This window comes from Achromobacter sp. NFACC18-2, assembly GCF_900108985.1.
Taxonomy (GTDB): domain Bacteria; phylum Pseudomonadota; class Gammaproteobacteria; order Burkholderiales; family Burkholderiaceae_B; genus Achromobacter.
On sequence record NZ_FNYM01000003.1, the window covers coordinates 399,543 to 424,233 of the forward strand.

The 24,691-nt window shown below is 65.8% G+C and carries 23 protein-coding genes; 22 read left to right on the plus strand and 1 reads right to left on the minus strand.

The window, feature by feature from the left end:
* The first annotated feature begins 9 nt into the window (after positions 1–9).
* The 9 genes from cmk (at position 10) to cysM (ending at position 8,462) form a co-directional block, all read left to right on the plus strand.
* Entirely contained in the window at positions 10–714 is a 705-nt protein-coding gene (gene cmk / locus BMW75_RS06675) for a (d)CMP kinase (RefSeq protein WP_092578068.1), read from the plus strand.
* Positions 715–971: 257 nt separating this feature from the next.
* Positions 972–2,684, plus strand: a complete 1,713-nt coding sequence (rpsA, locus tag BMW75_RS06680) for a 30S ribosomal protein S1 (RefSeq protein WP_008164031.1) — start codon at positions 972–974, stop codon at positions 2,682–2,684.
* Between the two features lie 3 nt (positions 2,685–2,687).
* Positions 2,688–3,050, plus strand: a complete 363-nt coding sequence (locus tag BMW75_RS06685) for an integration host factor subunit beta (RefSeq protein WP_076519561.1) — start codon at positions 2,688–2,690, stop codon at positions 3,048–3,050.
* Positions 3,051–3,260: 210 nt separating this feature from the next.
* Positions 3,261–3,575: a LapA family protein gene (locus BMW75_RS06690; RefSeq protein ID WP_076519563.1), complete on the plus strand. Its 315-nt coding sequence runs from the start codon at positions 3,261–3,263 to the stop codon at positions 3,573–3,575.
* Positions 3,576–3,624: 49 nt separating this feature from the next.
* Positions 3,625–4,839, plus strand: a complete 1,215-nt coding sequence (lapB, locus tag BMW75_RS06695) for a lipopolysaccharide assembly protein LapB (RefSeq protein WP_092577987.1) — start codon at positions 3,625–3,627, stop codon at positions 4,837–4,839.
* A complete protein-coding gene (rfaE1, locus tag BMW75_RS06700; protein WP_092577989.1) occupies positions 4,836–5,777 on the plus strand; it encodes a D-glycero-beta-D-manno-heptose-7-phosphate kinase in 942 nt (313 codons plus the stop codon). The genes lapB and rfaE1 overlap by 4 nt, the downstream gene beginning before the upstream one ends.
* Positions 5,774–6,763, plus strand: a complete 990-nt coding sequence (rfaD, locus tag BMW75_RS06705; protein ID WP_092577991.1) for an ADP-glyceromanno-heptose 6-epimerase — start codon at positions 5,774–5,776, stop codon at positions 6,761–6,763. The genes rfaE1 and rfaD overlap by 4 nt, the downstream gene beginning before the upstream one ends.
* A 170-nt stretch (positions 6,764–6,933) precedes the next feature.
* A complete protein-coding gene (locus tag BMW75_RS06710) occupies positions 6,934–7,473 on the plus strand; it encodes a ComEA family DNA-binding protein (protein WP_092577993.1) in 540 nt (179 codons plus the stop codon).
* An 80-nt stretch (positions 7,474–7,553) separates the two neighbouring features.
* Positions 7,554–8,462 carry a cysteine synthase CysM gene (cysM, locus tag BMW75_RS06715; RefSeq protein WP_092578069.1) on the plus strand — a complete coding sequence of 303 codons (909 nt, stop codon included), beginning with the start codon at positions 7,554–7,556 and terminating at the stop codon, positions 8,460–8,462.
* 105 nt (positions 8,463–8,567) lie between these two features.
* On the opposite strand, the gene mltB is transcribed toward cysM, so the two are convergent.
* On the minus strand, positions 8,568–9,728 hold the full coding sequence (gene mltB / locus BMW75_RS06720) for a lytic murein transglycosylase B (RefSeq protein ID WP_092577994.1): 1,161 nt from the start codon (positions 9,726–9,728) through the stop codon (positions 8,568–8,570).
* 10 nt (positions 9,729–9,738) lie between these two features.
* Here mltB and BMW75_RS06725 point away from each other — a divergent pair, with 10 nt between their 5' ends.
* The 13 genes from BMW75_RS06725 to cysD all read left to right on the plus strand — a co-directional run bounded on the left by BMW75_RS06725 (position 9,739) and on the right by cysD (position 24,659).
* Positions 9,739–10,662: a histone deacetylase family protein gene (locus tag BMW75_RS06725; protein WP_083714271.1), complete on the plus strand. Its 924-nt coding sequence runs from the start codon at positions 9,739–9,741 to the stop codon at positions 10,660–10,662.
* Between the two features lie 72 nt (positions 10,663–10,734).
* Positions 10,735–11,484, plus strand: a complete 750-nt coding sequence (locus BMW75_RS06730; RefSeq protein ID WP_092577995.1) for an electron transfer flavoprotein subunit beta/FixA family protein — start codon at positions 10,735–10,737, stop codon at positions 11,482–11,484.
* A gap of 1 nt (position 11,485) precedes the next feature.
* On the plus strand, positions 11,486–12,415 hold the full coding sequence (locus BMW75_RS06735) for an electron transfer flavoprotein subunit alpha/FixB family protein (protein ID WP_076519574.1): 930 nt from the start codon (positions 11,486–11,488) through the stop codon (positions 12,413–12,415).
* A 197-nt stretch (positions 12,416–12,612) separates the two neighbouring features.
* Complete coding sequence (gene aspT, locus BMW75_RS06740; RefSeq protein ID WP_092577996.1) at positions 12,613–14,304, plus strand: aspartate-alanine antiporter; 1,692 nt, start codon at positions 12,613–12,615, stop codon at positions 14,302–14,304.
* Between the two features lie 105 nt (positions 14,305–14,409).
* Complete coding sequence (locus BMW75_RS06745; RefSeq protein ID WP_092577998.1) at positions 14,410–16,260, plus strand: bifunctional aspartate transaminase/aspartate 4-decarboxylase; 1,851 nt, start codon at positions 14,410–14,412, stop codon at positions 16,258–16,260.
* 24 nt (positions 16,261–16,284) lie between these two features.
* Positions 16,285–17,985, plus strand: a complete 1,701-nt coding sequence (gene aspT / locus BMW75_RS06750) for an aspartate-alanine antiporter (protein ID WP_092578000.1) — start codon at positions 16,285–16,287, stop codon at positions 17,983–17,985.
* Positions 17,986–18,176: 191 nt separating this feature from the next.
* The gene (locus BMW75_RS06755) at positions 18,177–18,818 is read left to right on the plus strand and encodes a peroxiredoxin (protein ID WP_076519581.1); all 642 of its coding nucleotides are present in this window, start codon (positions 18,177–18,179) and stop codon (positions 18,816–18,818) included.
* A 213-nt stretch (positions 18,819–19,031) separates the two neighbouring features.
* On the plus strand, positions 19,032–20,066 hold the full coding sequence (locus BMW75_RS06760) for a sulfate ABC transporter substrate-binding protein (RefSeq protein WP_092578002.1): 1,035 nt from the start codon (positions 19,032–19,034) through the stop codon (positions 20,064–20,066).
* A gap of 24 nt (positions 20,067–20,090) precedes the next feature.
* Positions 20,091–20,981 (plus strand): sulfate ABC transporter permease subunit CysT, encoded by an 891-nt coding sequence (cysT, locus tag BMW75_RS06765; RefSeq protein WP_092578004.1) that lies wholly within the window; start codon positions 20,091–20,093, stop codon positions 20,979–20,981.
* The gene (cysW, locus tag BMW75_RS06770) at positions 20,978–21,877 is read left to right on the plus strand and encodes a sulfate ABC transporter permease subunit CysW (RefSeq protein WP_076519587.1); all 900 of its coding nucleotides are present in this window, start codon (positions 20,978–20,980) and stop codon (positions 21,875–21,877) included. Before cysT ends, cysW begins: the two co-directional genes overlap by 4 nt.
* Positions 21,878–21,904: 27 nt before the next feature.
* Positions 21,905–22,969 carry a sulfate/molybdate ABC transporter ATP-binding protein gene (locus BMW75_RS06775; RefSeq protein WP_092578006.1) on the plus strand — a complete coding sequence of 355 codons (1,065 nt, stop codon included), beginning with the start codon at positions 21,905–21,907 and terminating at the stop codon, positions 22,967–22,969.
* On the plus strand, positions 22,966–23,712 hold the full coding sequence (locus BMW75_RS06780) for a phosphoadenylyl-sulfate reductase (protein WP_092578008.1): 747 nt from the start codon (positions 22,966–22,968) through the stop codon (positions 23,710–23,712). Before BMW75_RS06775 ends, BMW75_RS06780 begins: the two co-directional genes overlap by 4 nt.
* A 38-nt stretch (positions 23,713–23,750) precedes the next feature.
* A complete protein-coding gene (cysD, locus tag BMW75_RS06785; protein WP_076519593.1) occupies positions 23,751–24,659 on the plus strand; it encodes a sulfate adenylyltransferase subunit CysD in 909 nt (302 codons plus the stop codon).
* Positions 24,660–24,691: the final 32 nt, after the last annotated feature.

The window sequence follows — 24,691 nt, forward strand, 5'->3', positions numbered from 1 at the left end:
TCCATGACTTTGACTGCTTCGAACTCCGCGTCTTCCGCCCCGGTCATCACGATCGACGGCCCCACCGCATCCGGCAAGGGCACCGTGGCTCACCGCGTCGCCAAGGCGCTGGGCTGGGCGGTGCTGGACAGCGGCGCGCTGTACCGGCTGACCGCCCTGGCCGCCATCAACCGCGGCATCGCGGCCGAGGACGAACCCGCCGTGGCGCGCGTGGCCGAGACGCTGGACGTGCGCTTCGAGGGGCCCCACGTCTACCTCGAGGGCGTGGACGCCGGCCACGACATCCGCCGCGAGGAAGTCGGCAACTTCGCGTCCCGCGTGGCCGCCTTCCCCGGCGTGCGCCAGGCCCTGCTGGCGCGCCAGCGCGCCTTCCGGCTGCCGCCCGGCCTGGTGGCCGACGGGCGCGACATGGGCACCGTGGTGTTCCCGGATGCGTCCCTGAAGGTCTTTCTGGTCGCCGACGTCGTCGCCCGGGCTGAGAGGCGGCGTAAGCAGTTGATCGAAAAGGGAATTTCTGCTAATCTAGACGACCTTTTGCGGGACATGCGCGAACGTGATGCGCGCGATACCGGGCGCGCTGCCGCGCCACTTGCTCCCGCAACAGATGCGCACGTGCTGGATTCGTCGAACCTGACGATTGCGGAAACGGTGCAGGCAATACTGGATTTCTGGCAACAGGCGCAGGCCGGGCACCAGGCGCCAGAGCGGGGCTGAAGCCCGGGGCCATCCCCGAAGCGCTACCCCGACAAGCCTGGGCAGACCCGCCGGTCCTTGACGGAATCCGCCGCAGCGCAGCTCAAGGCAGTTTTGAGTTTTTGTTTTTTTGATTAGGCCCTGCTCAAGCCAGGCGACACCCCCACGGGCCACCCCGCAAGGGTAAGCCAGCAGGCAGGTATTTTGACTCCACTGTGGCGGGCAATCCGCTGCGGTGTGTTCTTAACGGCCATTTCGGCCCAATGGATTTCAACCCCATGTCTTCCGTTTCCACTACCGCCACCGGCGGCGAAAGCTTCGCCGACCTTTTCGCACAAAGCCTCAAGAGCCAGGACATGAAGTCCGGCGAGGTCATCAGCGCCGAAGTCGTGCGCGTCGACCACAATTTCGTCGTCGTCAACGCCGGCCTGAAGTCCGAAGCGCTGATCCCCCTGGAAGAGTTCCTGAACGACCAGGGCGAGCTCGAAGTGCAACCTGGCGATTTCGTCTCGGTGGCCATCGATTCCCTGGAAAACGGCTACGGCGACACCATCCTGTCGCGTGACCGCGCCAAGCGCCTGTCGGCCTGGCTGCAGCTGGAAAAGGCCCTGGAGAACGGCGAACTGGTTACCGGCACCATCACCGGCAAGGTGAAGGGCGGCCTGACCGTCATGACCAACGGCATCCGCGCGTTCCTGCCGGGCTCGCTGGTCGACCTGCGTCCGGTCAAGGACACCACCCCGTACGAAGGCAAGACCCTCGAATTCAAGGTCATCAAGCTCGACCGCAAGCGCAACAACGTCGTGCTGTCGCGTCGCCAGGTGCTGGAAGCCAGCATGGGCGAAGAGCGCCAGAAGCTGCTCGAAACCCTGCACGAAGGTGCCGTGGTCAAGGGCGTGGTCAAGAACATCACCGACTACGGCGCGTTCGTCGACCTGGGCGGTATCGACGGCCTGCTGCACATCACCGACATGGCCTGGCGCCGTGTGCGTCACCCCTCCGAAGTCCTGCAAGTGGGTCAGGAAGTCGAAGCCAAGGTTCTCAAGTTCGACCAGGAAAAGAGCCGCGTCTCCCTGGGCGTCAAGCAACTGGGCGAAGATCCGTGGGTGGGCCTGGCTCGCCGCTACCCGCAAGGCACCCGCCTGTTCGGCAAGGTCACCAACCTGACCGACTACGGCGCGTTCGTTGAAGTCGAAGCCGGCATCGAAGGCCTGGTCCACGTGTCCGAAATGGACTGGACCAACAAGAACGTCGATCCGCGCAAGGTTGTTACCTTGGGCGAAGAAGTCGAAGTCATGGTCCTGGAAATCGACGAAGACCGTCGTCGCATTTCGCTGGGCATGAAGCAGTGCCGCCAGAACCCGTGGGAAGAGTTCGCCACGAACTTCAAGCGCGGCGACAAGGTCCGCGGCGCCATTAAGTCGATCACCGACTTCGGCGTGTTCGTCGGCCTGCCCGGCGGCATCGACGGCCTGGTCCACCTGTCCGACCTGTCCTGGACGGAAGCTGGCGAAGAAGCCGTGCGCAACTTCAAGAAGGGCGACGAGATCGAAGCCGTGGTCCTGGGCATCGACACCGACAAGGAACGCATCTCGCTGGGCATCAAGCAGCTGGAAGGCGACCCGTTCAACAACTTCGTCGCCACGTTTGACAAGGGCGCCGTCGTTCCGGGCACCATCAAGTCCGTCGAAGCCAAGGGCGCTGTCGTCACGCTGTCCGTGGACGTCGAAGGCTACCTGCGCGCTTCCGAGATCTCCTCGGGCCGCGTCGAAGATGCCACCACCGTCCTGACCGCCGGCGAGAACATCGAAGCCATGATCGTCAACATCGACCGCAAGACGCGTTCGATCCAGCTGTCGATCAAGGCCCGTGACAACGCCGAAACCGCCGACACGATCCAGCGCATGTCCGACGCCAGCGCTTCGTCCGGCACCACCAACCTCGGCGCGCTGCTGAAGGCCAAGCTGGACCAACAGCGCAACGACGGTTAATTCGTGACCAAGTCGGAGCTGATCGCCGCCTTGGCGGCCCGCTATCCTCAGCTGGCCGCCCGCGACACGGACTTCGCGGTCAAGACCGTACTGGATGCAATGACCCAGGCCCTGGCCTCGGGTCAGCGCATCGAGATCCGCGGTTTTGGCAGCTTTTCGTTGTCGCAGCGGTCTCCCCGTGTCGGGCGCAATCCCAAATCCGGCGAGCAGGTGCTGGTACCTGGCAAACAGGTGCCGCACTTCAAGGCGGGCAAGGAATTGCGTGAACGGGTGGACCTGGTCGGCGGCAATGACGAGGACGCTCAATCCTCTGGATCGAGCGAGTCGATGTCGTCGTCCATGGCAGGTTTGCACGCCATGCATTGACGCGTCGGCCAGGCAGGGCTGCCTTCGGGCAGATCGGACCGCGAACACAGCCCCTTGAGAAATCAAGGGGCTTTGTTTTTGCGCCGCCGTTTCGTGCCGCGCGCCGTCGGCCCCGCGAGGCTGCGCCCGCGTCGCCTCCGGGCTTTTTTTTCTCTGGCCGCTAAGACGTCGCTTACAATTGACGGTCTCGAATCATCTGGAGCATGCGCCATGCGCTATCTCGTCTGGGCCCTGCGATTGCTCGTGTTTGTTGCGGTGTTGATGTTCGCCTTGAAGAACACCGACCCCGTCGCGGTGAAGTTCTACGCCGACTACGTCATCCAGGACGTTCCGCTGATCGTCGTCATGCTGGTGGTGTTTGTGCTGGGCGCCGTGTTCGGGCTGCTGCTGACCGTGCCCGCCGCGCTGCGCCGCCGCCGCGAGGCCATCCGCCTGCGCCGCGAACTGGATCGTATCCAGGCCGCCGCCAGTGGAAACGCCCCGGTCGTGCCGCCGGAGGCCGTCGCCCCCATGTCGCCGCTGTGATCTCGCGCCGCCCCCTTTTTTGCACCGAATTACTGCATGAGTCCGAATAGTGGATTTTGAACCTTGGTGGTTGATTTTCGTGCCGGTGCTGTTTGCGCTGGGCTGGCTGGCCGCGCGCTTCGATATCCGGCAGATGCTGCGTGAAACGCGCAGCCTGCCGGACTCTTATTTCCGCGGACTGAACTTCCTGCTCAACGAAGAGCCGGACCGCGCCATCGACGCTTTCGTCGAAGTCGCCAAGCTGGACCCCGAAACCACCGAGCTGCATTTCGCGCTGGGCAGCCTGTTCCGGCGCCGCGGCGAAATGGAGCGCGCCATCCGCGTGCACCAAAGCCTGCTGAACCGCTCCGACCTGCCGCAGGCCGAGCGCGAGCACGCGCAGCATGAGCTGGCGCAGGACTTCCTGAAGGCTGGGATGCTGGACCGCGCCGAGAGCGGCTTCGAACAGTTGAAGGACACGCGCTACGCGTTGCCTGCGCTGCGTTCGCTGATCCGCATCTACGAATCCGAACACGACTGGCCGCGCGCCATCGAGGCCGTCAAGACGCTGCAGGGCCTGGTCGACGAGCCCGTCCCCCAGATCGTGCACTACTACTGCGAGCAGGCCCAGTCCGCCCTGGCCGCCAAGCCCGCCGATGTCGAGGCCGCGCACAAGGCGCTGGATGCCGCGGACCACGCCCTGGCGACCACCGACACCGCGTCCAGCAAGGGCGCCATGGTGCGCACGGCCATGCTGCGCGCGCGGCTGGCCCTGATCGAGCAGGATCCGAAGCGCGAACGGCTGTACCTGGAATCGGTCATGACCGACGCGCCCGAGTACGCCGGACTGGTGGCCGATCAATTGCTGGCCAACTATCGCAACGCCAACCAGGCCGCGGCGGGGCTGGAGTTCCTGCAAAAGCAGTACAGCCGCCATGCGTCGCTGGACCTCTTCAACGTGGTGTTCAGGGAACTGCGCGTGCAACAGGGCGCGGCGCCGGCCTGGGCCTTCGCCCGCGGCGCCTTGCGCAGCCATCCTTCGCTGCTGGGCCTGGACCGCCTGCTTGAGGCCGAACTCGCCAACGGCGAGGGCGATGCCGACCATGGTCCGGTGCCCGGCGCCGACCTGACCCTGCTGCGCAGCCTGATCCACAAACATACGCAACGGCTCGATCGCTATGCTTGCCGCAGTTGCGGTTTTCAAGCGCGTCGCTTTTACTGGCAATGTCCGGGCTGCAACGCCTGGGAAACCTATGCGCCGCGTCGTCTGGAAGAACTTGAATGAACTCTTTTCCCGCCGAAGCCATTTCGCGTAGCCGCGTGCTCGTGGTTGGCGACGTGATGCTGGACCGCTATTGGTTCGGCGAAGTGGAGCGCATCTCGCCCGAGGCGCCCGTGCCCGTAGTGCGTGTCGCGCGCCGCGAGGACCGCCTGGGCGGCGCCGCCAACGTGGCGCGCAACGTCGCGGCGCTGGGTGGCCATGTCACCCTGGTCGGCGTGCTGGGCCAGGACGAGGCGGGCGACAGCGTGCGTCGCCTGGCCGCCGAAGCCGGCATCCAGGGCGACCTGATCGCCGACGAGCAGCTTCACACTACCCTGAAGATGCGCGTGCTCGGACGCCAGCAGCAGCTGCTGCGCGTGGATTTCGAACAGCATCCTTCCCAGGCGTCGCTGGACGCCGTGGACGCCGCGTTGGCCCGCCACATGGCCAACCACGATATCGTCGTGCTGTCGGACTACGCCAAGGGTGTGCTTGCCCGCGTCGAATCCCTGATTGCCCTGGCGCGCAATGCGGGCATCCCGGTGCTGGTGGACCCCAAGGGCGACGATTACTCGCGCTATCGCGGCGCGACGCTGGTCACCCCCAACCGCTCGGAAATGCAGCAGGCCGTCGGCCGCTGGAATTCCGAAGCCGAATTGACCGATCGCGCGCAGCGCCTGCGTGCCGAACTGGATCTGGAAGCCTTGCTCGTGACGCGGTCCGAGCAGGGTATGACTTTGTTTTCCGATGCGGGCCGCGACCACACCGATGCGCAGGCGCACGAAGTGTTCGACGTGTCCGGCGCGGGCGACACCGTGCTCGCCACGCTGGCCGTCACGCGCGCCATCGGCCTGCCGTGGGCCGATGCCATGGGCTGGGCCAACAAGGCCGGCGGCATTGCGGTGGGCAAGCTGGGCACGTCCGTCGTCACCGCAGCGGAATTGGCAGGAGAAACCTCATGATCGTCGTTACCGGAGCCGCGGGCTTCATTGGCAGCAACCTGGTTCGCGGGCTCAATCGCCGCGGCATCGAGGACATCATCGCCGTCGATGACCTGACCGAAGGCGACAAGTTCGTCAACCTCGTCGACTGCAAGATCGCCGATTACATGGACAAGGACGACTTCCGCCGACGCGTTGCCGACGGCAGCCTGACCGACGTCCGCGCCGTGCTGCACCAGGGCGCATGCTCGGATACCACCGAGCGCAACGGTCGCTACATGCTGGACAACAACTACCGCGTGACGCTCGAACTGTTCGAGTTCTGCCAGGCGCGCCGCATTCCCTTCCTGTACGCGTCCTCCGCCGCCGTGTATGGCGGCTCGACGACGTACGTCGAGCATCCCGACAATGAAGGCCCGTTGAACGTCTACGGCTATTCCAAGCTGCTGTTTGACCAGGTGCTGCGCAAGCGCATGGACAGCCTGACGGCGCAGGTCGTGGGCCTGCGCTATTTCAATGTCTACGGCCCGCATGAGCAGCACAAGGGGCGCATGGCCTCGGTGGCCTTTCACAACATGAACCAGTTCCTCGAGCACGGCCACGTGCGCCTCTTCGCGGGCTGGGACGGTTATGTGGATGGCGGCCAGAGCCGCGATTTCATCTCGGTCGAGGACGTGGTCGCCGTCAATCTGCACTTTCTGGACCATCCCGAGCAATCCGGCATTTTCAATTGCGGCACGGGCAAGGCGCAGCCCTTCAACGACGTCGCGGCAGCCGTGGTCAACACGCTGCGCGCCGAGCGTGGCGAGGCCGAGCTGTCGCTGGCCCAGTTGGCCGAGCTGGATCTGATCCGCTATATCCCGTTTCCGGACGACCTGAAGGGCCGCTACCAGAGCTACACCCAGGCGGACGTCACCCAGCTTCGGGCGGCGGGCTTTACGTCGCCGATGCGCGACGTGCAGACCGGCGTGGCCGAGTACGTGCGCCATTGGCGCGCCCGGAAATAATCCGTCTCCCGGGCATCCGATCAGGCCACCGCAATCCGGTGGCTTTTTTTCGCCCGCGTGATTGCCGGGGTGGATGTTTTGGTTCACCGGCCGGGCGCCGGGCCCGTCCGGCCGCGATGATGGAAACGTGGCGCGGCAACCGTCGCGTCCGGACTTGTCAGGAGAGCCCCATGAATCCGTTCGTCCATTCCACCGTCGCCCGCCACCTGCCGCTGGCGCAATGGCGCGGGCCGCGCCGCGCCCGCACACCCGGCGGCCCGCGTGCCGCCCGGCTCGCACTGCGGCGGGCAATCGGCGCGTTGTTGCTGACCGCCGGCCTGGGCGTGGCCGCGCCGCCCGCCCATGCGGTGGACATCAACCAGGCCACCGCGGCCCAACTGGAAAGCGTGCGCGGCATCGGCCCGCGCACCGCCGAAATCATCGTGCGCGAGCGCGAACGCGGCGGCAGTTTCGAATCGCTCGAAGACCTGAGCGAACGTGTGCGCGGCATCGGCCAGAAAAAGGCTCAGGCGCTGCAGGCGGCGGGGCTGACGATCGGCGGCGCGGCCGCGCCCGAAGCAGGCGCGTCGACCGCGTCCCGCCCGGCGCCCGGCAAGCCGGCCGCGGGCAAGCCGGCGGCGTCGGGGGGCTCGGCGTCAAGCGCCCGGCCGGCGACGACGGGGGCATCGGCCACCCCGGCCGCATCCGCGCCGGCCCGCGCCCGGCCCTGAGCCGGCGCGGCCGCAGGAACCCCTGGCGCGGGCGCGGCTTTTGACGTCGGCCGGCGCCAGGCAGAGTTATGATCGACCGCATGACTACTACCTACCCCACTATCGAGCAGACCGTCGGCAACACGCCCCTGGTGCGCCTGCAGCGCATTCCGGGAGCGGCGGGCGACGCGCGCGGCAACGTCATCCTGGCCAAGCTGGAAGGCAACAACCCGGCCGGTTCCGTGAAGGACCGCCCGGCCTTGTCGATGATCCAGCACGCGGAAGAGCGCGGCGACATCAAGCCGGGCGATACCCTCATCGAAGCCACCAGCGGCAACACCGGCATTGCGCTGGCCATGGCGGCCGCCATGAAGGGCTACCGCATGATCCTGATCATGCCGGACAACCTGTCCGTCGAGCGCCGCGCGGCCATGGCGGCCTACGGCGCCGAACTCATCCTGACGCCCGCCGACAAGGGCGGCATGGAGTATGCCCGCGACCTGGCGACCGAGATGCAGGCCGATGGCCGCGGGCTGGTGCTGGACCAGTTTGCCAATCCCGACAACCCCCGCGCGCACGTCGAGACCACGGGGCCGGAGATCTGGAATCAGACCGACGGACGTGTCACGCATTTCGTGAGCGCCATGGGCACGACGGGCACGATCATGGGCGTGTCGACCTACCTGAAGTCGCGCAACCCCGCCGTGCAGGTGGTGGGCGCGCAACCGGCCGAAGGGTCGCAGATCCCGGGCATCCGCAAGTGGCCCGAGGCCTACATGCCCAAGATCTTCGACCGCAGCCGCGTGGACGCCTATGAATCCATCGAGCAGTCCGAGGCCGAAATCATGGCGCGCCGCCTTGCCGCCGAAGAAGGCATCTTCGGCGGGATTTCGTCGGCGGGCGCGCTGGTCGCGGCGCTGCGGGTGGCGGAACGCGTGAACGACGCGACCATCGTGTTCATCGTGTGCGACCGCGGCGACCGTTACCTGTCCACGGGCGTGTTCAACTAGCGCGTGCCGGGCGGCGGCCGCGCAGGCTGCGACAGCTTGCCTCACACAACAAGACGCCCCGGCGGATGCCTTCCGCCGGGGCGTCTTCCTTCTTCCAGTCTGATTTCAGCGCGCCACGCGGGATTCGATCTCCGCGGCCAGGTCGGCCACCGACGTCGCGTAGAAATAGCTGCGGTTGTACTTGGTCAGCGCAAAGAAGTTGGGAGTGCCGACGCGGTACTGCGCCGTGCCCCGCGCCTCTTCGACCAGGTCCACCACGCCCAGCGGCTGGCTGATCCAGCCGTCGCTGGACGCGCCGGGCGCAAGGCGCGAGCCGGCCGCCGACAGCGTGCTCCAGCTCTGCTTGGGCTCCAGGCCGCCGTCCACCAGCGCCGTGGGATCGGCGGGCAGCGCGACGGGCGCAAACACCGGCAGGCCGCGTTGCCACCCGTGCTGCGCCAGGAAGCTGCCCACCGACATGATTGCGTCCTGCGTATTGTTGGTCAGGTCGATATGCCCGTTGCTGTCGCCGTCCACCGCGTAGTGCATCACGCTGGTGGGCATGAACTGCGGCATGCCGATGGCGCCCGCATACGAGCCTTTGGTTTCCAGTTCCAGTTTGTCCTTCATCACCAGCGTCAGGAAGTCCGCCAACTGGTTGCGGAACATCGTGGCGCGTTCCGGCTTGGCGGGATCCGGATAGTCGAAGGCCAGCGTCGCCAGCGCATCGAGCACGCGGAAATTGCCCATGTTGCGGCCGTACAGCGTTTCGACGCCGATGATGGATGCGATGATCGGCGCCGGCACGCCAAAGCGCTGCGCGGCCTGGTTCAGCAGGTCGCGGTTCTCGTTGTAGAACTCGACGCCCCAGGCGATGCGCTTGGGTTCGACGAAGCGCGACCGGTAGGTCAGCCAGCTGCGCCAGATCTTCTTGCCCGGCGGGGAGGGGGCGATGAGCCGGGCCACCGTGGCGTTGTAGCGCGAGCTTTCCAGCGCGGACACCATCGGCGCGAGCGGAAGTTGCCGCTCGGCGGCCAGGTCCTCGACAAAGCTGCGGACCTCGGGACGCAGCGCGCCGGACGGCGTCAGCGCGGCGGGCGCGTCGTCGGCCAGTTCCGGGCCGGGGGGCGGCGCGCTGGGCCCGATGCGGATGGGCGTGGTCCCTGAAGCCTGGGCGGTTTGCGAAGCAAGAGAGGGGGAGGGTGCTGCTGTGGGGGCGGTGGTGGAGCACCCCGCCAGCAGGGCAGAAAGTGCGCCGAGTTGCAGTATTCGCCGACAGATGAACATAATCTTCCTTATGGAGACCATGTATCTTACCCACCCGGCATGCCGCTTGCATGAAATGGGAAGCTGGCATCCGGAAAGCCCGCAGAGGCTGGACGCCATCTCCGACCAGTTGCTCGCAAGCGGTTTGATGCCGTACCTGCATGATCGGCAGGCGCCGCAAGCGTCCCGCAGCGACCTGCTGCGCGTGCACACTGTCCAGCATCTGGACACTTTGCAAAAACATACCCCCGACCAAGGGTATTACCCTATCGATCCCGACACCCTGATGAATCCCCACACCTACGAGGCCGCGCTGCATGCGGCGGGGGCAGGGGTGGCGGCGGTGGACGCGGTGCTGGGCGGCGAGGCGCGCACGGCCTTCTGCGCCGTGCGTCCGCCAGGGCATCATGCGTGCCGTTCGCAGGCGATGGGCTTCTGCTTTTTCAATAACGTCGCCATTGCGGCGCAGCATGCCATGGACGTGCATGGCCTGACGCGCGTGGCGATCGTGGATTTTGACGTCCATCACGGCAATGGCACCGAGGACGTATTCGCGGGCGACGACCGGGTGCTGATGTGCAGCTTCTTCCAGCATCCGTTCTTTCCCAACAGCGGCGCCGACCAGACGGCCGCAAACATGCTGAACGTGCCCGTGCCGGCCTATACCGCGGGCGCCGCGGTCAGGACCATCGTCACGGACAAGTGGCTGCCGCGGCTGGAAGCGCATCGTCCGGAGCTGATCCTGGTGTCGGCCGGATTTGACGCCCATCGCGAGGACGACATGGGGCAGATGGGCTTGGTCGAAGCGGACTACGCCTGGATCACCGAGCAGCTCGTTGACGTGGCCGACCGCCACTGCCAAGGCCGGATCGTGAGCACGCTCGAGGGTGGTTACAACTTGTCAGCCTTGGGCCGCAGCGTGGTCGCCCACATACGCGCGCTGGCGAAGCTGTAGAATCAGGAAAAAATTGTGCAATGCGATCCCGGCGCATGCCGGGTTCATTATTTTCCATTTGGAGGCAGCGGGATGAAGGTGTTGGTACCTGTCAAGCGCGTCGTTGACTACAACGTCAAGGTGCGCGTCAAGTCTGATCAGACCGGCGTGGATATCGCCAATGTGAAGATGTCCATGAACCCCTTTGACGAAATCGCCGTCGAGGAAGCGACCCGCCTGAAGGAAAAGGGCGCCGTCGCTGAAGTCGTGGCGGTTTCTTGCGGCGTTGCGCAATGCCAGGAGACGCTGCGCACCGCCATGGCCATCGGCGCCGATCGCGGCGTGCTGGTCCAGACCGATGTCGAACTGCAGCCGCTGGCCGTGGCCAAGCTGCTCAAGGCGCTGGTGGACAAGGAACAGCCGCAGCTCGTCATCCTGGGCAAGCAGGCCATCGATGACGACGCCAACCAGACCGGCCAGATGCTGGCCGCGCTGCTGGACTGGCCGCAAGCCACGTTCGCCAGCAAGGTCGAACTGGCTGACGGCAAGGTCACCGTGACGCGCGAAGTGGACGGCGGCCTGGAAACGCTGACGCTGAAGCTGCCGGCCATCGTGACGACCGACCTGCGCCTGAACGAGCCGCGCTACGTCACGCTGCCGAACATCATGAAGGCCAAGAAAAAGCAGTTGGACACCGTCACGCCGCAGGACCTGGGCGTGGATCCGGCGCCGCGCCTGAAGACGCTGAAGGTCAGCGAGCCGCCCGCCCGCAAGGCCGGCATCAAGGTGGCCGATGTCGCGGCCCTGGTGGACAAACTCAAGAACGAAGCGAAGGTGGTCTGACATGACGACGCTGGTTATTGCCGAACACGATAACGCCCATCTCAAGGGCGCAACCCTGAACGCCATCGCCGCCGCCGCCAAGATCGGAGGCGACGTGCACGTGCTGGTCGCCGGCTCGAACGCTCGCGCCGTGGCCGATCAGGCCGCCCAGGCCGCCGGCGTGGCGAAGGTGCTGCTGGCCGATGCGCCGCAACTGGCCGATGGCCTGGCTGAAAACGTGGCGGCCCAGGTGCTGGCCGTGGCCTCGAGCTACAGCCACATCCTGTTCCCGGCCACCGCCTCGGGCAAGAACGTGGCGCCCCGCGTCGCGGCCAAGCTGGACGTGGCGCAGATCTCGGACATCATCGGCGTCGAATCCGCCGACACGTTCCAGCGCCCGATCTACGCCGGCAACGCCATCGCCACCGTGCAATCGGCCGACGCCGTCAAGGTCATCACCGTGCGCACGACCGGCTTTGACGCCGTCGCCGCCCAAGGCGGCTCCGCCTCGGTCGAAGACGCGGCCGCCGTGGCCGATTCGGGCCTGTCCACGTTCGTGGGCCGCGAAGTCGCCAAGAGCGACCGTCCTGAACTGGCCGGCGCGCGTGTCGTGGTGTCGGGCGGCCGCGGTCTGGGCAGCGCCGAGAACTTCAAGATCCTGGATCCGCTGGCCGACAAGCTGGGCGCCGCGCTGGGCGCCTCGCGCGCCGCGGTCGACGCCGGCTACGCGCCGAACGACTGGCAGGTGGGCCAGACCGGCAAGATCGTCGCGCCGCAACTGTACGTGGCCGTTGGCATCTCCGGCGCCATCCAGCATCTGGCCGGCATGAAGGACTCGAAGGTCATCGTCGCCATCAACAAGGATGCCGAGGCGCCGATTTTCGGCGTGGCCGATTACGGCCTGGTCGGCGACCTGTTCACCGTCGTGCCTGAACTGACCAACGCGCTGTAAGTCGCGCTGTAAGTCGCAGCGGGAACGTCACAGAAAAAGCCGCGGGCCTCAAGCCCGCGGTTTTTTTGTATGCGCGCAATGCGCAACCCAAGATTTTCGAAATTGTTTGATTTTAAGAAATACTCTGATATGGTATTTCGCGCGCTACCCACTGTTTGCGATTGTGCTTGACCGGTACAGAACGAAGGAGATTCGTGATGGAATGGTTCTTTGACACGCTACGGAAGTACCCTGAACTGGCCGTTTTCTTGACCCTTGGCCTGGGTTACTGGATAGGAGCGAAGAAGATCTTCGGCTTCAATCTGGGCGCAGTGACAGGGACATTGTTGGTAGGCGTGCTGGTCGGCCAGCTCAACATCACGATTGCTCCAATTCTCAAGCAGGTGTTCTTCCTGCTTTTTCTTTTTGGTCTCGGCTACGGCGTCGGACCGCAATTCTTCCGCGGCATGAAAAGCGACGGCCTTCCCCAGGTCATCTTCGCGGTCATCATTTGCGTCATCTGCCTGCTGGTCACGTGGGGGACCGCCGTGGCGTTCGGCTTCGATGCCGGCACCGGAGCCGGGTTGCTGTCCGGCGCGCAGACCATATCGGCGGTCATGGGGGTGGCGACCGACACGATCAACGGCCTGTCCATCGACGCGGCGACCAAGAAACAATGGATCGACAGCATTCCCGTGGCCTATGCCGTCTGCTACATCTACGGCACGGTCGGCAGCGCCTGGCTGCTCGCCTCGCTGGGACCGAAGCTGATGCGCGTGGACATCGTGAAGGAGTGCCAGGAGTACGAGGCGAAGATGTCCGGCGGGGCCGATTCGATGGAACTGTCCGGCTACCGCAAGTTCACGGCGCGGGCCTACCGGTTGGACAACGCGGACTACGTGGGCAAGACGGTGGGCGATCTGGAGGCGAAGTTCGTGGACGCGCGCGTCTTTGTCGAACGCATCCGCCGCGGCGACCAGATCATCGATGCCGACTCCACCACCGCGCTTCAGGCTGGCGACGTGCTGGGCGTGACCGGCCGGCATGACGCGCTGGTCCTGCAGGCTTCCGGCCTTATCGGCACCGAGGTCGAGGACCGCGATGTCATCAACCTGCCGGCGGAGATCGTCGAGGTCGTGCTGACCAACAAGAACGTGGCAGGCAAGACGCTCAAGGAACTTGCCGACAATGAGACCGTGCGCCAGTTGGGGCGGGGCGTGTTCCTGCGCAAGGTCATGCGCGGTGGGCACGAGATGCCGGTCAACTGGGGCCTGAAGCTGGACCGCGGCGACCGGCTCTTCATCGTGGGCGCCAAGCGCGACGTCGAACGGGCGGTGGGCAAACTGGGCTATGTGGATCGCGCCACCAACCAGACGGACATGGTGTTCGTCGGCTTCGGCATCCTGCTGGGCGGCCTGTTCGGCACGCTGGTGCTGACCGTGGGGGGCATTCCCATCACGTTGTCCACCTCCGGCGGGGCGCTGATTTCCGGCCTGGTCTTCGGTTATCTGCGGTCAGTCCATCCGACGTTCGGCCGCGTGCCCGAGCCCGTGCACTGGTTCCTGACTTCGGTCGGCCTGACCGCCTTCGTCGCCGTGGTGGGGATCGTATCGGGACCGGGCTTCGTGCAGGGCTTCCAGCAGCTCGGCGCAAAGCTCTTCATCGCGGGCGTCATCGCCACCAGCATCCCGATGATCCTGGGCGTGTTCATCGCGCGATATGTCTTCAAGTTCCACCCCGCGATCGCGCTTGGCGTCTGCGCGGGCGCCCGCACCACCACCGCGGCCATCGGACAGATCACCGAGACGGCGAAAAGCCAGGTTCCCGCGCTTGGCTACACGGTTCCTTATGCCATTGGCAATACCCTGCTCATCATCTGGGGGATAGTCATCGTCATGCTCATGGCTTAGCAGCAGGGTCCGCAGGCCCACGGACCTGCGGACTGAATAAACGCGGCAACCCAATGGCGCGAGGCTGCACAGCGCCTGTCATAACGAACCCCTGGAGTACATAACATGGCTTCCACCGCTCCCGCCACTCCCGTTACCGTCAGCCTGGCCTCGGCCTTGAAAACCACGCGTTCCCATCAGCGCGACCTGGAACAGCTCTCGCCGTTCGAACTGAAGGACTACCTGATCACGTTGGCCAAGGACAATCAGCAGGCGTCGGTGTCGACCATGCTGAACGCTGGCCGCGGCAACCCCAACTGGATCGCCACCGAACCGCGCGATGCGTTCTTCCTGTTGGGACGGTTCGCCATGAAAGAGGCGCGCCGCGTGCGCGACGACGGCATCCTGGCCGGCATGCCGGCCAAGAAGGGCTGCGCCGACCGGCTGCGCAAGTTCCTTTCCAAGCACAAGAGCGAGGACGGCTACGACTTCCTGGTCGGCGTGCTGGAATACGGCGTGAAGATCAAGGGCTTCGACCCGGACGAGTGGATCCACGAACTGACCGACAGCATCATCGGCGACCACTACCCCGTGCCGCCGCGCGCGCTGGTGCATATCGAGCAGATCGTCCACGACTACCTGGTCAAGGAAATGTGCGACGGGCGCCCACCCAAGGGCAAGTTCGACCTCTTTCCGGTGGAAGGCGGCACGGCGGCCATGTGCTACATCTTCGACTCGCTGATGACCAATGGCCTCCTGAAGCAGGGCGACACCATCGCGCTGTTCCTGCCCACGTTCACGCCCTACATCGAGATCGCGCATCTGGAGCGCTTCCAGTTCAACATCGTCGCGATCAACGCCAACAGCATGCGCGCCGACGGCACGCACGACTGGCACTATCCCGCGTCGGAAATCGCCAAGTTGGAGGATCCCAAGATCAAGCTGGCGGTCACGGTCAATCCCAGCAACCCGCCGTCGGTGGCGTTCAGCCCGGTCGAAATGAAGCAGATCGTGCGCCTGATCCGCAAGAATCCCGACCTGGTGCTGGTGACCGATGACGTCTACGGCACCTTTGTGCCGAACTTCCGGTCGCTGATGGCGGAAGTGCCGCAGAACACGATCTGCGTGTACTCGTTCTCGAAGAACTTCGGCTGCACGGGATGGCGTCTGGGCGTGATCGCCACGCACGAGACCAACACGATGGACCGGCGCATCGCCGAACTGCCGGCCGCATGGAAGAAGCGGCTGGACAAGCGATACGGCGCCATGACGATGGAGCCCGAGAAGCTGAAGTTCATCGACCGCCTGGTCGCCGACAGCCGCGACGTCGCGCTGAACCACACGGCGGGGCTGTCATTGCCGCAACAGGTGCAGATGGGACTTTTCGCGCTGTCCCACCTGCTGGACCTGAAGGACGCCTACAAGCACCTGACCATGCAGATCGTGCGCGGCCGCCGCGACGCGCTGTGGCGCGGCCTGGGCATCCCCATGCCGCCCGAAGACCCGATGCGGGCCTGGTACTACGTGGAACTGGACTTCATGGTCTGGGCCAAGGTCATGTACGGCGACGCCTTTTGCAAGTACATGATCGATAACTACGAGCCGGTGGACTTCCTGTTCCGGCTGGCGGAAAAGACGGGGGTGGTGCTGATGGACGGCGGAGGCTTTGGCGGCCCGCCGTGGTCGATCCGCATCTCGCTGGCCAATCTGGACGACGGAGACTACGCCAAGATCGGCAAGTACATGGTCGAGTCCGCGACCGAGTACGTCGAGGCGTGGAAGGCGTCCGAACTGGTGCTGTCCGGCCCGACCGCCGGCAAGGGCCAGACCGTCAAGGCATCGGCCGCCAAGAAGCGCACGGCCGCCGGCAAGACGGCGGCCAAGAAGGCCGTGAAGAAGGCGGTGAAAAAGGCCGTGAAGAAGGCGGACACGGCGGCCAAGTCGGCCCATGCGGCCAAGAAGACATCGGCAAAATAAGCCATCACAGGGCGGCGCGCACTCATGACGTGTACGGTCGGGTTCTTCAATAGCGTTCCCATCGCGGTGCTGTTCGTCACGGTGGGGCTGGGCTATCTGATCGGCAAGCTGAAGGTCGGGCCGATACAGCTGGGCGGGGTGTGCGGAACGCTCATCGTCGCCCTGCTGATCGGCCAGACGGGCTGCCAGATGCGCGGCGACCTGAAGGAGGTGGCGTTCGCCCTCTTCATCTTCGCCATGGGTTACTCCGGCGGCCCGCAGTTCTTCGCCAATCTCAACCGGTCCAGCCTGCGCTATGTCGTGCTGCCGCTCATCGAGGCGGCGCTGGTGCTTGGCATCGTGCTGGCGGCCGTGCCGCTGTTCGGGCTGGACGCCGGCACCGCCGCGGGCCTGGCGGCGGGCGCGGCCACGGAATCGGCCGTGGTGGGCACGGCGGCCGAGGCCCTCAAGCACCTGGGCCTGCCGGACGCGGAAGTCCAGCGCATGGAGGCCAACATCGCCACGGCCTACACACTGACCTACCTGGTCGGCCTCATCAGCATCGTCTTTTTCACCAGCCAGGTGGCGCCCGCGCTGCTGCGGATCAATCTGCGCGAGGCGTCCAAGGCGCTGGAGGCGAAGCTGGGCGCCTCGCCGGGCGACAACGATGACGCCAGCCTGCCGACGCTGCCGCGCCTGGTGGGGCGCGCCCACGTGGTCAAGGACGTGGACGGTTGGCGCGTGGGCGACGTGGAGGCGCAGTTGGGCGGCCGAACCGTCATCAGCCGTCTCCTGCGCGACGGCGAGGCGGTCGACGCCATGCCCGAGTACGTGCTCGCCACCGGCGACGTCGTGGTCGTGCTGGGCCCGCGCCGCTTCGCGCTGCGGGCCGGATCGGTCATCGGCCCGGAAATCCAGCTCCCCGAGGCGCACGCGGACGACCTGCAGCTCAGCGAGCGGCAGGTTGTCGTCAGCCAGAAGTCCGTCAACGGCCATACCGTGGGCGAGCTGGCCCTGCGGCCCAACGCGCGGCGCGCGCGAGGCGTGTTCCTGCAATCCATTTCACGGTCCGGGCACGTGCTGCCGATCACGCCCGCGACCGTGGTGCAGTATGGCGACCTGGTCACGCTGGTGGGCGCGGAACCCGAGCTGTCGGAGGCGATGGCCGCGCTGGGTTCCGAACTGCGCCGCAGTGGCGTGACCGACCTGGTCTTCCTGGCGTTCGGCATTCTTGCCGGCCTGATGCTGGGCAGCCTGGGGGCAAGGCTCTGGGGGATCCCGGTGTCGCTGGGCAGCGGGGGCGGGGCGCTGGTCAGCGGCCTGGTCTGCGGCTGGATCAATGCCAAGCGGCCGTCGATCGGCCATATGCCGGCCCATGCGGTGCAATTGCTCAAGGACCTGGGGCTGGCGATCTTCGTGGCCTGCGTGGGGCTGTCGGCCGGGCCCGATGCGCTGTCGCTGATCCGCGAGCACGGCGCGGTGCTGCCGCTGATCGGACTGCTGGTGTCGCTGGGACCGGCCTGCCTGTCGCTGTGGGTGGGCCACAAACTGCTGAAGATCGAAGGCCCGCTGCTGGTAGGCGCCATCGCCGGCCAGCACGTCAGCACCCCGGCCATCAGCGCCATCCTGACGGCCAGCGGCAGCTCCGTGCCGCTGCTGGGTTACACGGTGACGTACGCCATTGCCAACGTGCTGCTGCCGGTGCTGGGGCCGATCATCGTGTCGCTGGCCTACCATTTGAGCTGAGTCCGGCGGGTTGGCAAAGCCTCTTCGAATATTGCATAAGGTTATATGACTTGCGTATTTCCTCACGTAAAGGTTTGATGGAAGAATCGTTTCATGCGCGGCAAACTGCGCCAGGAAACGCTCCCGCTGCGCGGCGGTCCCAGCCGGTCCGCCTGCCAGCCCCATCAACTGAATCCCGTACAGGAGACACCATGAGTCAACTACGCCTGGGCGATACCGCCCCTGATTTCGAGCAGGAATCCTCGGCTGGCCCGATCCGCTTCCATGAGTACCTGGGCAACAGCTGGGGGGTGCTGTTCTCGCATCCGGCCGACTTCACGCCCGTCTGCACGACCGAGCTGGGCTATACGGCCAAGCTGGCCGACGAATTCGCCAAGCGCAATGTGAAGGTCCTGGCCCTGTCGGTTGACGGAACCGACTCGCATACCAAGTGGATCGAGGACATCAACGATACGCAGTCGACGACGGTCAACTTCCCGATCATCGCCGACAAGGACCGCAAGGTTTCCGAGCTTTACGACATGATCCACCCGAATGCCAGCGCCACGGCGACCGTGCGCTCGGTGTTCGTCATCGATCCGAACAAGAAGGTGCGCCTGACCATCACGTATCCGGCCAGCACCGGGCGCAACTTCAACGAAATCCTGCGCGTTATCGATTCCCTGCAACTTACCGATAGCCACAGCGTGGCCACGCCGGTGAACTGGGAAGACGGCGACGACGTGATCATCGTTCCGTCCCTGCAGGACGAGGCGGTCATCAAAGAGAAGTTCCCCAAGGGCTACAAGGCCGTGCGTCCGTACCTGCGCATCACGCCGCAACCGAATAAGTAAATTCCGAAAACAGGGGGTTGTTCCCCCGGTTTCCAAGCGGCTCCAGGCCGCCAGGACCGCCGCGATTCCCATAGAGGATTGCGGCGGCTTTTCGTTGTTGGGACGCCCGTCCTATATGCCTGCCAGCGATGAGCAATCAAAAAATGATTCGTTCCGTTCAGATCGGCCAGCCCGCACACTTGCCTCCACATTGCAGAATTCAGGGAGCAAGGGATGTCTTTCAGGAAAGCCGGTTGGTTGGCCGCGTTGGCCGCAGTGACGGTGTCGTTTGCCGCGTTGTCGCCCGCGCAGGCGCAGGCGCCGCAGAAGCAGACGCTGCTGAACGTGTCCTACGACCCGACGCGCGAGCTCTACCGCGCCATCGATGACGCCTTCGTCAAGCACTACAAGGAAAAGGCCAACGTCGATCTGACGATCCGCCAGTCGCACGGCGGCTCGGGCCGCCAGGCGCGCTCGGTCATCGACGGGCTGGAAGCCGACGTGGTGACCCTGGCGCTGGCCTACGACATCGACGCCATCGCCGACCGCGGCCTGCTGCCCGAGAACTGGCAGGCCCGCCTGCCGCAGAACAGCGCGCCCTACACGTCCACTATCGTGTTCCTCGTGCGCAAGGGCAATCCCAAGCAGATCAAGGACTGGGACGACCTGGTCAAGGACGGCGTGCAGGTCATCACCCCCAATCCCAAGACCTCGGGCGGCGCGCGCTGGAACTACCTGGCGGCCTGGGCCTATGCGCTGGACAAGAACGGCGGCAGCGAGGACAAGGCGCGCGCCTTCGTCGGCGACCTGCTCAAGCATGTGCCGGTGCTGGACACCGGCGCGCGCGGCGCCACCACCACGTTCGTGGAACGCGGCGTGGGCGACGTGCTGCTCGCCTGGGAAAACGAGGCTTTCCTGGCGCTGGAAGAACTGGGTCCGGACAAGTTCGACATCGTGGTGCCGTCGCTGTCCATCCTGGCCGAGCCGCCGGTGGCCGTCGTCGACAAGGTCGTGGACAAGAAGGGCACTCGCGCCGCCGCGCAGGCCTACCTTGAGTTCCTGTACACCCCGGCCGCGCAGGAAATCATCGCCAAGAACTACTACCGGCCCCTGGACAAGACCGTCGCCGCCAAGTACGAGGCCAAGTTCCCCAAGGTCAAGCTCGTCACCATCGACGACAAGATCTTCGGCGGCTGGCGCAAGGCGCAGAAGGACCACTTCAGCGACGGCGGCACGTTCGACCAGATCTACCAGCCTCAGAAAAAGTAATTGCATAACGTTCGGACGACGGCCATGACTTCAGCCTCGAACCCGGCGGCAAACGGCGCGCAAGCGCCTTTTGCCGCGCGGCGCAACAGCCCGGGCGTGCTGCCCGGATTCGGCATTTCCATGGGCTATGCGGTGCTGTATCTCAGCGTGCTCGTGCTGATCCCGCTGGCCGCCTTGCCCATCAAGAGTGCGGGGCTGGGATGGCAGGGCTTCTGGGACGCGGTGACCGCGCCGCGCGTGCTCGCCTCGTACCAACTGACGTTCGGCGCGTCGTTCATCGCGGCGCTGGTGAACCTGGTGTTCGGCACCGTCGTCGCGTGGGTCCTGGTGCGCTACCGCTTTCCCGGCAAGAAGATCCTGGATGCGCTGGTCGACCTGCCGTTCGCGTTGCCGACGGCCGTGGCGGGCATTGCCCTGACCGCGCTGTACTCGCAAAAGGGCTGGCTGGGCGGGCCGCTGTCCGAATGGTTCGGCCTGAAGGTGGCGTTCACGCCGCTGGGCATTGTCATCGCGCTCATCTTTATTGGCGTGCCGTTCGTGGTGCGCACGGTGCAGCCGGTGCTCGAAGACGTGGAGCGCGAAATCGAAGAAGCCGCCGCCAGCCTGGGCGCCGACCGCTGGCAGACCTTTCGCCGCGTGCTGCTGCCCACGATCATGCCCGCCCTGATGACGGGGTTTGCGCTGGCGTTCGCCCGCGCGGTCGGCGAGTACGGGTCGGTGGTGTTCATCGCCGGCAACATGCCGATGGTGTCCGAGATCACGCCGCTCCTGATCATTTCCAAACTGGAGCAGTTCGACTACGCCGGCGCGGCCGCCATTGCGACCGTGATGCTGGTCCTGTCGTTCGTGCTGCTCCTCATCATCAATCTGTTGCAGGGCTGGCAGGCGCGCCGCGGCCTGGGGAGACTGTCATGAGCGCAGCGGATTATCCGGCTCACCTGACCGAGCCGCGCTGGGTGCGCGGCGTCCTGCTGTTCATCGCCTTGGGATTCCTGGCGCTCTTTCTGCTGGTGCCGTTGGCGGCGGTGTTCGCCGAGGCCTTCAGGAAGGGATGGGCGCTGTATCTGGACGCCATCGTCGAGCCCGACGCCTGGGCCGCCATCCGGCTGACGCTGCTGGTCGCGGCGATTGCCTTGCCCGTGAACCTGGTGTTTGGCGTTGCCGCCGCCTGGGCCATCACCAAGTTCCAGTTCCGCGGCAAGCAATTCCTCATCACCCTGATCGACCTGCCGTTCTCGGTGTCGCCCGTGGTGGCGGGGCTGGTGTTCGTGCTGCTGTTCGGTTCGCAGGGCTGGTTCGGCGAATGGCTGCAGGCGCACGACATCAAGATCGTCTACGCGGTGCCCGGCATCATCCTGGCGACGCTGTTCGTGACCTTTCCGTTCGTGGCGCGCGAGCTCATTCCGCTGATGCAGGCGCAGGGCAGCGAGGAAGAGCAGGCGGCGCTGACGCTGGGCGCCAGCGGCTGGCAGATCTTCTGGCGCGTCACGCTGCCCAACATCAAGTGGGGCCTTCTGTACGGGGCCATCCTGTGCAATGCGCGGGCCATGGGTGAATTCGGCGCGGTGTCGGTGGTGTCGGGCCAGATCCGCGGGCTGACCAACACGATGACGCTGCACGTCGAGATTCTCTACAACGAGTACCAGTATTCCGCGGCGTTCGCCGTCGCCTCGCTGCTGGCCCTGCTGGCGCTGGTGACCCTGGTGGCGAAGAACGTGGTCGAGTGGCGCAACGCGCGCCTTCTGCAGGGCGCGGACCAGCCGGTGGAGTATCCCGGCCCCGCGGCATCCATCAAGCCGGCGGTCGCCTGACGCGACGCACTGGCCAAGGAGACAGGCATGAGTATCGAAGTACGCAATCTATCCAAGCGGTTCGGCCAGTTCCGCGCGCTGAACGATGTCTCGCTGCACATCGAGACCGGCGAGCTGGTGGCGCTGCTGGGACCGTCGGGCTGCGGCAAGACGACGCTGCTGCGCATCATCGCGGGGCTGGAGTCGGCCGATTCCGGCAGCGTGCTGTTCGCCGGCGAGGACGCCACCGCGGTGGACGTGCGCCAGCGCCAGGTCGGGTTCGTGTTCCAGCACTACGCGCTCTTCAAGCACATGACGGTGTTCGAGAACGTGGCCTTCGGCCTGCGCGTCAAGCATCGCTCGCAGCGCCCATCCGAGGACCAGATCCGGCGCAAGGTGCACGACCTGCTGGGGCTGGTGCAACTGGACTGGCTGGCCGACCGCTATCCGGCGCAACTGTCGGGCGGGCAGCGCCAGCGCATCGCCCTGGCGCGCGCGCTGGCGGTCGAGCCGCGCGTGCTGTTGCTGGACGAACCCTTCGGCGCGCTGGACGCCAAGGTGCGCAAGGAACTGCGCCGCTGGTTGCGGCGGCTGCACGACGAACTGCACGTGGCCAGCGTGTTCGTGACGCATGACCAGGAAGAGGCGCTGGAAGTGTCCGACCGGGTGGTGCTGATGAACGCCGGCCGCATCGAACAGGTAGGCACGCCGCGCGAAGTCTGGGAAGGCCCGGCCACGCCGTTCGTCTATGGCTTCCTGGGCGACGTGAACCAGCTGCAGGGCACGGCCGCGCGCGGTGTGTGGGAAGGCGCCGGACTGTCGCTGCCGGCCCCGGACCTGGCGCAGCCCGATGCGCAGCGCGCCACCGCATATGTGCGGCCGCACGAATTCGACGTCGAGCGCTATCGCGCCGGCGCCGAAGGCATTCCGGTGCGCCTGTCGCACGCCTATCTGGCCGGCCCCAGCGCCTATCTCGAACTGGCGCGCCAGGACTCGGACGCCATCATCGAGGCCGAGGTGCCGGAATCGCTTTATCAGGAACTGAACCTGCAGGATGGCGAGATCCTGCTGGCGCGTCCCCGGCGCGCTCGTATTTTCGCGGTGCAACCATGACGACTCTCTCTACCGAATCTACTGAACTCGAACCTGCCCTGGCGGCGCGCTGGCGCGAGCTGATCTCGCGGCTGCAGGATGTCCGGCGGCGCTACCCGGACGCCGCGCTGGCGTCTTCGCTGGCGGCCGAAGACATGGTGCTGACCCACGCCATCTACGACTCGGGCCTGGACCTGGAAGTCTTCACGCTGGACACGGGCCGGCTGCACGCCGAAACGCTGGGCGTGCTGGACGCGGTGAGCGCGCGCTACGGGCGCGAGGTCACGGTGTACCGGCCGGTCGAGGCGGCGGTCGACGCGCATGTGGCGGCGCATGGCGCCTACGCCTTCTACGAAAGCGTGGAACTGCGCAAGGCCTGTTGCCAGATCCGCAAGGTCGAGCCGCTCAAGCGCGCGCTGGCGGGGCGCGGCGCCTGGATCACCGGCCAGCGCCGCGCGCAGTCGACCACGCGCGGGGAATTGCCGTTCGAAGAAGACGATAAGACCTTCGGCCTCTACAAGTTCAACCCGCTGGCCGAATGGAGCGAGGAAGACGTCTGGGCCGTCATCCGGACGCTCGGCATTCCCTACAACCCGCTGCACGACCAAGGCTATCCGTCCATCGGTTGCGAACCCTGTACGCGCGCGATCCGGCCCGGCGAGGACCTGCGGGCAGGGCGCTGGTGGTGGGAGTCGTCCGATTCCAAGGAATGCGGACTGCATGCGGGCAACCGGGTCATCAACATTGCGGCGCGCGCCGACTGACGCGGCCATGAATTCAAAATCGTTTTAGGGGAATACCTATGTCTGCTGTGATCCAACGCAGCCACCTGGATTGGCTGGAATCGGAAGCGATCTTCATCCTGCGCGAAGTGGCCGCCGAATGCGAAAAGCCCGTCCTGCTGTTTTCGGGCGGCAAGGACTCCGTGGTGCTGCTGCGCCTGGCCGAAAAGGCTTTCCGGCCGGGCCGCTTTCCGTTTCCGCTGATGCACATCGACACCGCCCACAACTTCGACGAAGTCATCGCCTTTCGCGATGCGCGCGCGGCCGAACTGGGCGAAACCCTGATCGTGCGCAGCGTCGAAGACTCGATCAAGCGCGGCAGCGTCGTGCTGCGCCGCGAGACCGACTCGCGCAACGCGGCGCAGGCGGTGACGCTGCTGGAGGCCATCGAGGAGTTCGGCTTCGACGCCTGCATCGGGGGCGCCCGCCGTGACGAGGAAAAGGCGCGCGCCAAGGAGCGCATCTTTTCGTTCCGCGACGAGTTCGGCCAGTGGGATCCCAAGGCCCAGCGGCCCGAGCTCTGGAACCTGTTCAACACCCGCGTGCACCGCGGCGAGAACATGCGCGTCTTTCCGATCTCGAACTGGACCGAACTGGACGTCTGGCAGTACATCCAGCGCGAGCAGCTGGCGCTGCCGTCGATCTACTACGCCCATGAGCGCGAGGTCGTGCGCCGCAAGGGGCTGCTGGTGCCCGTCACGCGCCTGACGCCGCCAGCGGACGGCGAACAGGTCGAGCGCCTGTCCGTGCGGTTCCGCACGGTGGGCGACATTTCCTGCACCTGCCCGGTCGCATCCGATGCCGCCGACACGCTGGCCATCATCGCCGAGACGGCGGTGACCGACATCACCGAGCGCGGCGCCACGCGCATGGACGACCAGACTTCCGAGGCCTCGATGGAGCGCCGCAAGAAAGAAGGCTATTTCTGAATGCAAGACGCGCCGGCCCATGCCGGCGCCTG